The 10685-nt window shown below is 47.0% G+C and carries 10 protein-coding genes; 5 read left to right on the top strand and 5 right to left on the bottom strand.

Annotated elements, in window-relative coordinates:
* Positions 1-266: 266 nt before the first annotated feature.
* Positions 267-1556, bottom strand: a complete 1290-nt coding sequence (mtaB, locus tag AC3WS5_RS08355) for a tRNA (N(6)-L-threonylcarbamoyladenosine(37)-C(2))-methylthiotransferase MtaB (protein WP_492466842.1) — start codon at positions 1554-1556, stop codon at positions 267-269.
* A 165-nt stretch (positions 1557-1721) separates the two neighbouring features.
* Here mtaB and AC3WS5_RS08350 point away from each other — a divergent pair, with 165 nt between their 5' ends.
* Both AC3WS5_RS08350 and priA read left to right on the top strand, forming a co-directional pair.
* The gene (locus AC3WS5_RS08350; protein WP_492466841.1) at positions 1722-2471 is read left to right on the top strand and encodes a lysophospholipid acyltransferase family protein; all 750 of its coding nucleotides are present in this window, start codon (positions 1722-1724) and stop codon (positions 2469-2471) included.
* A gap of 1 nt (position 2472) precedes the next feature.
* Entirely contained in the window at positions 2473-4926 is a 2454-nt protein-coding gene (priA, locus tag AC3WS5_RS08345; protein WP_492466840.1) for a replication restart helicase PriA, read from the top strand.
* Between the two features lie 213 nt (positions 4927-5139).
* Here priA and AC3WS5_RS08340 read toward each other — a convergent pair whose 3' ends face one another.
* Positions 5140-6495 carry a 3-keto-disaccharide hydrolase gene (locus AC3WS5_RS08340; RefSeq protein WP_492466839.1) on the bottom strand — a complete coding sequence of 452 codons (1356 nt, stop codon included), beginning with the start codon at positions 6493-6495 and terminating at the stop codon, positions 5140-5142.
* A gap of 286 nt (positions 6496-6781) precedes the next feature.
* On the opposite strand from AC3WS5_RS08340, the gene AC3WS5_RS08335 reads away from it, so the two are divergent.
* Together AC3WS5_RS08335 and AC3WS5_RS08330 are read left to right on the top strand one after the other, a co-directional pair.
* Complete coding sequence (locus AC3WS5_RS08335; RefSeq protein WP_492466838.1) at positions 6782-8101, top strand: Gfo/Idh/MocA family protein; 1320 nt, start codon at positions 6782-6784, stop codon at positions 8099-8101.
* A 76-nt stretch (positions 8102-8177) separates the two neighbouring features.
* Entirely contained in the window at positions 8178-8579 is a 402-nt protein-coding gene (locus tag AC3WS5_RS08330) for a thiol-disulfide oxidoreductase DCC family protein (protein ID WP_492466837.1), read from the top strand.
* Between the two features lie 51 nt (positions 8580-8630).
* Here the strand turns inward: AC3WS5_RS08330 and AC3WS5_RS08325 are convergent, their stop codons facing one another.
* The 3 genes from AC3WS5_RS08325 to AC3WS5_RS08315 are packed head-to-tail and all read right to left on the bottom strand — an operon-like array spanning position 8631 to position 9925.
* Positions 8631-9008 carry a VOC family protein gene (locus AC3WS5_RS08325; protein WP_492466836.1) on the bottom strand — a complete coding sequence of 126 codons (378 nt, stop codon included), beginning with the start codon at positions 9006-9008 and terminating at the stop codon, positions 8631-8633.
* Between the two features lie 56 nt (positions 9009-9064).
* Positions 9065-9505 carry an acyl-CoA thioesterase gene (locus AC3WS5_RS08320; protein ID WP_492466835.1) on the bottom strand — a complete coding sequence of 147 codons (441 nt, stop codon included), beginning with the start codon at positions 9503-9505 and terminating at the stop codon, positions 9065-9067.
* Between the two features lie 6 nt (positions 9506-9511).
* Entirely contained in the window at positions 9512-9925 is a 414-nt protein-coding gene (locus AC3WS5_RS08315; protein WP_492466834.1) for a DoxX family protein, read from the bottom strand.
* Between the two features lie 86 nt (positions 9926-10011).
* On the opposite strand from AC3WS5_RS08315, the gene AC3WS5_RS08310 reads away from it, so the two are divergent.
* A complete protein-coding gene (locus AC3WS5_RS08310; protein WP_492466833.1) occupies positions 10012-10671 on the top strand; it encodes a hypothetical protein in 660 nt (219 codons plus the stop codon).
* Positions 10672-10685: the final 14 nt, after the last annotated feature.

The following is a 10685-nucleotide window of genomic DNA, read 5'->3' as shown; positions in this document are numbered from 1 at the left end:
ACCTGAGCTAAACTCCCAATATTTCAAAATCAACTTTAGTCGCCGACCACTCCCGACTTTCAGTCGGGATGCTCTGAACCAACTGAGCTAAACTCCCAATATTTCAAAATCAACTTTAGTCGCCGACCACTCCCGACTTTCAGTCGGGATGCTCTGAACCCTGTCCGCCTTCGGAGGACAACTGAGCTAAACTCCCTTCCACTAAAGGACTGCAAAGATAAGGGGGGAAACCACGCTGGCAAAATAATTTGAAAGATTTTTTTTGCTCAAAGTACCCAGTCTATCACCTGGTTTTCCCATTCGTTACGGTAAGGCGTGGCGATCCTTATATAGTTGTCTGTATACCCCTCCATCATACCATCTTTGTTATGATTTTCGAACAATACCTTCCGCGCTTTTCCGTTGTGCTGCGCTTCGAAATACTGCATTTTCATGAACGACAGATTTCGAAGCTGTTTGTTTCTCTGGTGCCTCACCTGAACCGGTACTACCGGTTTTATCTCAAGGGCATGGGTGTTATCCCGCTCGGAATATGTGAACACGTGCAGATACGAAACTTCCAGAGAATGTAAAAAGTCGAGTGTCTCCCTGAAATCTTCTTCAGATTCTCCCGGGAATCCCACGATCACATCCACCCCAATAGCACAGTGCGGCATGATGCTTTTGATCAGTGCAACTCTTTCTGTATACAGCTCCTTACGGTACCGTCGGCGCATGGCTGCCAGGATCTTGTTGCTGCCACTTTGCAATGGAATATGAAAATGGGGCATAAACCTCTTGCTGCCCGCGACAAACTCTATGATCTCATTGGTCAATAAATTCGGTTCGATGGAAGAGATGCGGAATCGTTCAATACCCTCAACTTCATCCAGCGCTTTAACCAGTTGCAGGAAATCGCCTTCTCTCCCCGCAATTGGCGCCGTTTTGTTTCCGTCCGGCCCTTTGCCAAAATCACCTAGATTGATACCTGTCAACACGATCTCTTTTATGCCCTTTACCGCCAGTTCCCTGGCGTTTCTAACCACATTTTCAATGCTGTCGCTGCGGCTCTTACCACGAGCGAGAGGAATCGTGCAAAAGGAGCAATTATAATCACATCCGTCCTGTACTTTCAAAAAGGTCCGGGTGCGGTCGTTGATGGAATAGGAAAGGTTAAAGCCCGTTACATCCTCAATATCGCAACTGCAGATTCTGGTTGAGTCGCCTTTGGAGATTTCTCTGATATGTTTGGCAATATTGAATTTTTCCGAAGCCCCAAGCACCAGATCAACACCGGGGATCGCGGCAATTTCCGCGGGTTTGAGCTGCGCGTAACAACCAATGATCACAACCAGACCTTCCGGTGCGTTTCTTTGTATGCGGCGAACCAACTGCCTGCATTCCTTGTCGGCGCTGTCGGTCACTGAGCAGGTATTGATTACATACACGTCTGCTAATTCATCAAAATTTCGTTTTACATAACCCTCCTTTTCCATGAGTCTGGATATGGAGGATGTTTCGGAATAGTTGAGTTTACATCCCAGGGTATGAAAAGCTACAGTTCTTGTTTCCTGCATAAGTGTGCGAAAATACAAAAAAACGCTGTGATGCTTATTATTGGGTCGTGTGCCTGAACCGTGCTCAATGAAAGGGAGGCTGATTTATGCAAAGTCTGGCGCTAAGGTCCAGCGTTTTTCAATTCCCACAACCGAAATACTTATTTTTGAAAGGAAATATTTTCAATGAAGCTTTTCAGGTTCCTGTTTACTATTTATGCGCTCATCGTGTTTGTCATCCTCATGCTCGTCGTGTTTCCTTTTGTCGTGCTGGCGATGGCAGCCGGACCGGTGAAAGGCGGGAACCTGATTTACAGGCTCTGTGTGCTATGGGGGGATGCCTGGTTTTTCCTGGTATTTATCTTTGTGAAGCGGATTTATGAATCAAAGTCCGACAATCCCGGGCCTTCAATATTCGTTGCCAATCACATCTCTTATATGGATACGCCGATGGTTGTTAAGGCCTTCCGGAATCCACTCCGTCCTTTAGGAAAAGCAGAGATTTCCCGGGTGCCTGTTTTTGGCTATATTTACCGGAACGCCATCGTTACGGTGGACCGAAGCAGCCCGGAAAACAGAAGTCACAGCCTAAGGCGGCTAAAGGAATTCCTTCATCGTGGAATTTCAATCCTGGTTTTCCCCGAAGGTACGTTCAACACGACTTTCAGGCCGCTGAAAGAGATGTATAACGGAGCCTTCAAATTGGCTATCGAAACCAGGACACCTATCCGGCCTGTCCTTTTTTTGGATACATTTGACAGAATGCCTTTTACCGGATTTTTTACGTTGAACCCGGGAATCAGCCGCGTCGTCTATCTTCAGGAGGTTCCCGTGGACGGCCTTGGACCGGAAGATGTAGAGCTTTTAAAACAAAAAGTTTATAATATGATGGAGAGCCGGCTGATTAAATACCGGGCATCCTGGATCAGGAGCTAAGATGTATGCCGAAATTATCATACCATTAGCATTGCCGCTCAACTATACCTGGGAGGTACCTGAATCACTTCAGGAAAAGATTGTTGTGGGCTGCCGGGTTGAAGTGAACCTGGGTAAGAATAGAAAATACGCAGGTGTGGTCAAGGCATTACATGACCAACCGCCGGGCGCTTTCGATACCAAAGAGATTCTGAATGTGCTGGATGTGGAGCCCATTGTTTTTGATACCCAACTAAAACTGTGGGACTGGATGGGATCTTATTATATGTGTTCAGAAGGAGAGGTGATGGCTTCAGCCCTGCCTGCGCATTTTAAACTGAGCAGCGAAACGATTCTCGTATTCAATGAAGAGATTGGGGACGATTTCACTGATCTGAGCAACGAAGAATTCCTGGTGGCTGAAGCGCTGTTGATCAAGAAAGAACTGAAACTAGATGAAGTCCAGCAGATCCTGGATATCAACCACGTTTACCCGGTGATAAACAGCCTGATTCAAAAACGCGTTTGCTTTGTCTGGGAGGCGCTGAAAGAGACTTATACACCTAAAAAGGAAACGTATATTTTGTTAAATCCCGAATATGCGAACGAATCAGCACTTGAAGCGCTCCTGAATGAGGATCCCCGGCTCAAGCGGGCCGAAAAACAATTGGAACTTCTGCTGGCCTACCTGCACTTCCAAAAAACTGAAGGCGAAATATCAAAAACGGCTTTGCTGAAAAAATCCGGCGCATCGGAATCACAGTTGAAAGGTTTGATCGACAAGGGCATTCTCCGTGCAGAGCGGCGAACGATAGACAGGATCCGGTCACTACCGAAGAATATTGAAATCGGTTTTGAATTATCAACTGATCAGCAGCAAGCTTTTGAGGAGATCAATCAACAACATATTGATAAGGCTGTGGTGCTGCTTCACGGCGTAACCTCCAGTGGTAAGACGGAAATTTATATAAGGCTGATTGAACAATGCATCAAAAAAGGGCGCCAGGTCCTTTATATGTTGCCTGAGATTGCGTTAACCTCCCAGACGATCCGCCGGCTCCAGAAGCATTTCGGTGGACACATCGGCGTGTACCACTCCAAATTTTCGCAGAACGAACGAGTAGAGATCTGGAACAAGATCAGGAACCGCGAACTGGACATCGTGCTGGGAGCGCGGTCGGCCGTATTTCTGCCATTTGAAGACCTCGGACTTATTATTTGCGACGAAGAGCAGGACAGCTCTTATAAACAAATAGATCCTGCCCCGAGGTATAATGCCAGGGATACCGCTATTTTCTTATCGTCCCTGTATCGGGATTGCAAGGTGTTAATGGGGAGCGCAACACCTTCGCTGGAATCCTACCGAAATGCGACTACCGGTAAATATGGTTTGGTAAAGCTTACCCGGCGATACGGCGGGGTTTCCCTGCCACGAATTGAAATTGTTGATACCAGGCGTTTCCCATCGAAGGATCCGGATGAAGCCATTTTGTCACCGCCTCTCCGCCAGGCGATACAGGAAATTCTTGATCGGAAAAGACAGGTCATTTTGTTTCAAAACAGGAGAGGTTACACGCCCTATCAGCGCTGCAATGTATGCGGGTGGATTCCGCAATGCAGACAGTGTGATGTTTCTCTCACCTTCCATAAGTTTGTCAATAAATTGGTTTGCCATTATTGTGGTACACAGTATCCACCGATGCAAACCTGCGCCCGGTGCGGGAGCCACGATTTTTCCAGAAAACAATTTGGTACGGAAAGGATTGAGGAGATATTAACAGAGGCTTTTCCCGAGGCGCGCGTTGCAAGGATGGACATCGATTCGGTAAGAGGAAAACACGCGCACGATCAGCTTATTCAGCAGTTTGAACAGCGAAAACTGGATATCCTGGTGGGGACTCAAATGGTCGTGAAAGGTCTCGATTTTGGACATGTAGACCTGGTGGGGATCCTGGATGCAGACGGGATCCTGTCTTTTGCCGATTTCAGGGTAAATGAACGGGCCTTTCAGTTGATGGAGCAGGTGAGCGGCCGCGCGGGCAGAAAAGAAGCGACAGGAAAAGTGCTGATTCAAACCAGCCAACCGGGTCATCCGGTGTTGATTCAGGTGCAGGAACACGATTACACGAAGATGTATGACAGCGAGATCCCCAAACGTGAGCAGTTTGGGTACCCGCCTTTTTCCAGGATCATTCGGATTACCCTCCGGCACAGGGTTAAAGAGATCGTGCAGGAAGCAGCCAACCTGTATGCTGGTTATATGAAGAGCAATTACCAGGAGTTTATTGTAGGCCCCTCTGAACCCATTGTCAACAGGATTCGAAACCAGTACCTGATGGAGATGCTCCTCAAGCTACCTAAGAATAATAAGATCACCAGTCAGTGCAAAAGGGACATTCTCTTTCATATCGCTGTACTGCACCAGGAAAAGAGATTTCGCTCGGTAGTTGTGGTACCGGATGTGGACACACTTTGATGTAGATTTAAAAAATCGATATTGGATGCTACCACCTGCAGCGGTCAAGGATAGCAGATGCTGAACATAGAGATAGTGTTCCGCGGGCATTTTTGGAAGGTGAGTTATCCTACGATTGTAACAAATAAAAGAAATCCCTCCCTGGTGAACATTTCCAACTGTCATGAAAAATCCTGGGGAGGGAAAAATATTTTGCCGGCGGCCGTATCGGGGCTATTTCAATTCCTGGATCTTAATGCTCCTGAAAGATACTGCGTCGCCGTGATCCTGCAGCAGGATATGCCCTTCCGGGGCCATTCCAAAATTCGGCCAGTTAGCGTATTTGCTTCGGGCCACGAGCGCATAATAATAAGGTACACCCCGCTTGTATTCCAGCACCTTCCATCCGTTCAGCCAGTGCTCAATCCTGTTGTCGGGATATACTACGATCATTCCTCTGTTCCATTCGCCAATTGGCTTGCGGGCTCTGGGTTCCCTCAACGAAGGAATCAGGTCATAAAGGGAAGCCAATGTCCGGTTGCCCACTACGCCCAGCTTAGCATCCGGGTGTTTGGCATCGTCCAGGATCTGATATTCCAGTCCGATTGCAGACCCCGTGTTCTTTTCATTTTCGGTGACAAAATATTTCACCCCACTGTTTGCCCCTTCCGTCAATTTGAAATCAAACTGTAGGATGAATGCGCCATACTTTTTATCTGTTACAATATCGCCGCCATTGGCTGCTTCCTTTCCACCTGAAGGCTCCACACTCAGCACGCCGTCCCTGATTGACCAGCCTTTCGCAGGGAAGGTTGCCTTGTGGGCGCCCCTCCAGCCATTGGTGGTACGACCGTCAAACAGCAGACTTACCCCATTTCTTTTCTCTGCATTGGAGAGGTTGTTTGGAATCATATTGACTACAAACACACCCTGAAAAGTTCTGGGCTTGATGTTTTGGGTTTGTATACGGATATTTCTCCAACTGATCTGACGACCCTCGTCTTTTTTGTCTTTGATGGCATGGACCTGAAGGGCTATAAAACCTTTAGCTGTCATATCATCCACCAAATGTGCGGCCGGCACTTCGTTCACCCAGGTCATAATGTCATTACCAATGCATTGAATACGAACCTTGTTCCATTGCCCTTGTTTAAAGGCTGATTTGGCCGGTGCGTTAAAATCGAGCGGATACAGCCAGTCGCGCCTTGCCTCATCGTATATTCCCCCGGTCCAGCCCCTCTTTGAGGGATCTATTTCATATTGATAGCCGTGTACCCGGCCATTCCTGTATTCCGGGAGACTAAGACTTCTGAACTGGATCCCGGAATTCATGGTGCTGTCAACTTTAAATTCCAGTTCCAGGATGAAATCTCCATAATCTTTTTCAGTGGCCAGAAAAGAGTTGGGTTCGCCAAACACCGTAGTACCTATGATTGCACCGTTTTTTGCGGCGTACCTGGCCTTCCCGTTGAGTTGTTTCCACCCTTTGAGATCTTTGCCGTTAAAAAGGTTCTGCCAATTGCCCGTGTTCTGCGCAAACAGACCGATAACCATTAGGCTCATCGTCAGGGAAAATAAAACTTGCTTCATATGTAAATTGTTTATCTTTTGTTACAGTTCCTGCAAGCTCGAATGCCAATCGTAAACAATTCAGGATTTGGTATCGAAACAGCAGCTTTTACGGCGCCCGGCTTCCGTGAGGAGGCAATCGCCGTCAATATTCAAATATAATCAAGAGTTGGGTGCTTTTCTGTAATCCGGTCCGGTAATTTCGCTACAACGATTTCGTGATTATTTCGTATCTTGGTAGTTTTACGCATTTTTTGCGCGCCTTTATCATCAATAAGATTTACTTTAGCCCCCAAAATTTGTCATTATGAATCACTATCGACGCAGGTTTATTAAACAAGCCGGAGTTATTGCTGCCGGCGTAGGAGCTTCCACCCTTGTTCCCTTTGATGTTTTCGCAGGAATGGGTAAACGTTTTTCACCAAACGATACAATTGGCGTTGGCCTGATCGGATGCCGCGGACAGGGCTGGGCAAACCTGTCCAATATGCTGAAAGTTCCTGGAACATCCTGTGTGGCGCTCTGTGATATTGATGAAAACGTACTGGCGCAACGAAAAAGCGACCTGGCAAAAATTAATTCGGATAAACCGACGATTTATGGTGATTATCGGAAAATACTTGCGGATAAAAATGTGGACGTGGTGATCGTAGCCACGCCGGACCACTGGCATTGCCTCCAAATGGCGGACGCCTGTGCTGCAGGAAAGGATGTGTTTTGTGAAAAACCCGTATCAAACTCAATATTTGAAGCCCAACTGATGGAAAAAGCTGCCCGCAGATATAACCGGGTAGTGCAGGTAGCCCAGTGGCAAAGAAGTCAGCAGCATTTCAAAGATGCCATCGCTTATGTACACTCGGGGAAATTGGGCAAGGTCGTTTCCACCAAAGCCTGGATGTACCGGGGTAACACCGCTGCACTACCAATTGTGCCAGATTCGCCGGTACCTGCCGGCGTGGATTATACCATGTGGCTTGGACCTTCAAACAAAAGGAACTTCAACAAGAATCGCTTTCACTACGAATTTCGTTGGTTCTGGGATTACGCCGGCGGGCTGATGACCGACTGGGGCGTACACCTGATCGATATGGTATTGATGGGCATGAAGGCAGATCTGCCAAAGTTAGTCATGGCTACTGGCGGCAAGTTCGTGTTTCCGAAGGATGCCCGCGAAACGCCAGACCTTCAGACTGCACTTTACGATTTTGGAGATTTCCAAATGAGCTGGGAACATAATATGGCCACTGGGGTGGGATTATACGGCATGCAGCACGGCATCGCATTTATCGGTGAAAACGGAACGCTACTGCTTAACCGAGGTGGCTGGGAAGTGAGACCCGAAAAAGAAAAAATTGCTGCTGTTCCATGGACAAAATCGGTAGACAACGGACTGGCAAAGCATACCGCCAATTTCCTGGATGTGGTACGCACGAGGAAAAAGGAAAATCTAAACTGTCCGTTCGAAGCGGGTGCGAAAGTGGCTATAGTCAGTCACATGGGCAATATCGCGGTACGTACCGGCCAGAAAATATATTGGAATGCCCCGGCTAATAAATTCAATGTCCAGGCAGCGACTCAACTTGTAAAACCTTTGTATCACAACGGCTGGAAATTGCCTCAGGTATAGACACCGGCTTCCAACAGTTGCGGAATAGATTATAGTGTTTTCGAACATTGACGTTGAATCCCTTGTTCTATTTTGCATGGATTATGGAGCCTCAATTGTGTTATTCGATGGTGTGTGCAACCTGTGCAACGGTACAGTTCGGTTTTTGATCAGAAATGACCGAAAAGCCAGACTGAAGTTTGCGACCTTACAGTCTGTTGAAGGAGAGCGTTTGCTGAATAATACCGGAATAAATGTTGAATCGTTGACTTCAATAGTCTTTTTTGACGATGGGAATGTTTATACCAGATCTGCTGCGGCACTGAAAATAGCAGAGAAGCTGGATATGCCCTGGCGGGCGATAGTAATCTTGCGAATTATTCCACGAACCGTGCGCGATTGGATTTACGATATGATAGCCCGAAACCGTTACCGCTGGTTCGGCAGGAAAGAAACGTGTATGGTACCATCGCCTCAAATAATGAACAGGTTCCTGTAGAGGCGAATTGCACTGCGATCTTATAGTAAGTGGATGTGTGTTTTGAGGGTCTTAAGTGAGTGAGGTGATCCACCACACATTTCCAAATGGATCCGTTACGCCACCGCTTCGCCCGTAAGCCTGATCGGCCAAGTCATTGGCTACAGTACAACCATGATCCAGGGCTTTTCTGAAAGTTTCATCGGCGTTTTCTACATAAATAAAAAGGTTGGCGTTTGCCTGACTGAAATCTTCCGTTACATCAGCAAAAAGGATATTGCACCCATTCAATTGTACTTCAGCATGAGCAAGCAGTTTCTCGTCGTTGTCCCGGAAACCCTTGTACACCAGTTTTGCACCGAAAACGACTTCGGTGAAAGGAATAAATGCGGCTGCATCCTTCAAAATGAGATAAGGCATGACGGGCTGGTGACCTTTTGGGATCTTCATAATCTGTTCGATTTTTCATTAAAGTTAGGGAACTTAACGGATGAAAAGTGTAGAAATCAGGTAATCGCCTGGCCGTCATCTTTTTCCTGATCAAAATAGGGCTTTATTTTTTCAATAAGCTGCAAAGGCATCTTGGATCTCTTCATGGTTTTAGCTTCCATAAAATAAAGCGTGACTGAACCCAGCGCGAGCAGCTCATTTTTCTCATTCAGCACTTCACTGTGAAAAGTTACTTTATGATCAAGAGGCAACTGGTTGAGCGTGATCGTTACGGTGAGCAGATCGTCATAAATGGCCGGTTTAATATACTTGCATTTTACTTCTACCACAGGCATGATGATACCCATTCGTTCCATATCCGCATAGGTAAACCCAAGTTTCCGGATCGATTCTGCCCTGGCTACTTCAAAATACTCAAAAAATCGACCGTGATAAACCACACCCATTTGATCCGTTTCTGCATAACGAACCCGGATCTTCGTTTCGGTACGAAACATAGTATTTTATTTTTTACTGATGAGTTTGTCCAGGCTGAATCTTCCGGGACCTGCGCAGAGCAGAGTTAGAAATATCGCCAGGAAAATGGCTGCCATTTCGCCTTGTGCAAACATGTTACCTCCATGTATGAAAAACAAGGCAACCGCCATAGTAATAATCAAAAAGAAGGAGGCAACGCGGGTTAGCAGTCCCGCTATCAGCAGTGCGGCACAAAAAACCTCAGCAAAAATGGCGAGAGCAAGCGACGTCTTTGGCCCCATACCAAACGGATCGGCAAATCCTTTTTCGAGTATCTCGCTAAATCCGGTCACTTTTTTCATTCCGTGATTTATAATCATAGCGGAGCCGGTCACTACCCGGAGAATCAGCAAACCCACACTCAGCGTAGGTTCAGAGTACTTTGCGCTTGTTAATTTCATAAGAACAGGTATTTAAATGACGGCAAAAATAAAAAAATATTCCTGCGCAATGAAGGTTGGTTCAGGAATTGTATATTCGTTTGCAAATGGAAGAACGCATCCCAGAGTTGTTGACCCGTTATTTGTTTGAACGTCACAGTTTGGACCTGCCCGGCATAGGCGTAGTATCCGTGGTGCAACGGCATGCTAACGCGGATATTGCACAGAGGTCCATAAACCCGCCGGGATGGGGATTCACCTTTTTGCCCCGCGACCAGGATACTCATTCGGGCCCCCGGGAGGTTAGCCAATGGATTGCGGCCCAGTTAAATATTTCACCCGAGGAGGCTGACAAAAGATTTATGTCATTTTGCGGGAAATTGCAGAATGAACTTGCAAACGGAGAAGTCTTTGAGTGGGAAGGGGTAGGGGTATTTTCCACGGAAGGTGATCGTGTAGTTTTTTCTCCCGGCGAGCGTCAGTGGTCACCCTTCACACCGGTGAATGCGCAAAAAGTGATCCGCGAGAATGCAAGTCATGCTGTGCTTGTGGGCGATCGGGAAACTTCAACCAGTCAGATGCTGGAACAATTGACCGGCGAGAGAAAGCGCAATGGTGTTGTAGGCAGAATAGCATGGGCGTTGCTGGTCTTGTCGTTAGCCGCGCTGGCCTGGTTTTGGATGAGCAACGGTTGCAGCCTTTCTGCAACAGCCAACCGCCAAAAAGCGGGTAGCCTGAAGGCACCTGAGACATACCGTTTGCGATAAAACACAAGAAATTT

Source organism: Niabella sp. CPT15-335-S11, from assembly GCF_058792415.1.
Note: the sequence above shows the minus strand (reverse complement) of the source record. Positions and strands in the feature narration are given on the sequence as shown.

What these genes read in the sequence shown, in the direction of transcription:
- AC3WS5_RS08330 (WP_492466837.1), top strand. Translation starts at nt 8,178, where the DNA reads ATGGATTATGGAGCCTCAATTGTGTTATTCGATGGTGTGTGCAACCTG.
- AC3WS5_RS08340 (WP_492466839.1), bottom strand. Translation starts at nt 6,495, where the DNA reads ATGAAGCAAGTTTTATTTTCCCTGACGATGAGCCTAATGGTTATCGGT.
- priA (WP_492466840.1), top strand. Translation starts at nt 2,473, where the DNA reads ATGTATGCCGAAATTATCATACCATTAGCATTGCCGCTCAACTATACC.
- AC3WS5_RS08320 (WP_492466835.1), bottom strand. Translation starts at nt 9,505, where the DNA reads ATGTTTCGTACCGAAACGAAGATCCGGGTTCGTTATGCAGAAACGGAT.
- AC3WS5_RS08325 (WP_492466836.1), bottom strand. Translation starts at nt 9,008, where the DNA reads ATGAAGATCCCAAAAGGTCACCAGCCCGTCATGCCTTATCTCATTTTG.
- AC3WS5_RS08310 (WP_492466833.1), top strand. Translation starts at nt 10,012, where the DNA reads ATGGAAGAACGCATCCCAGAGTTGTTGACCCGTTATTTGTTTGAACGT.
- AC3WS5_RS08335 (WP_492466838.1), top strand. Translation starts at nt 6,782, where the DNA reads ATGAATCACTATCGACGCAGGTTTATTAAACAAGCCGGAGTTATTGCT.
- mtaB (WP_492466842.1), bottom strand. Translation starts at nt 1,556, where the DNA reads ATGCAGGAAACAAGAACTGTAGCTTTTCATACCCTGGGATGTAAACTC.
- AC3WS5_RS08315 (WP_492466834.1), bottom strand. Translation starts at nt 9,925, where the DNA reads ATGAAATTAACAAGCGCAAAGTACTCTGAACCTACGCTGAGTGTGGGT.
- AC3WS5_RS08350 (WP_492466841.1), top strand. Translation starts at nt 1,722, where the DNA reads ATGAAGCTTTTCAGGTTCCTGTTTACTATTTATGCGCTCATCGTGTTT.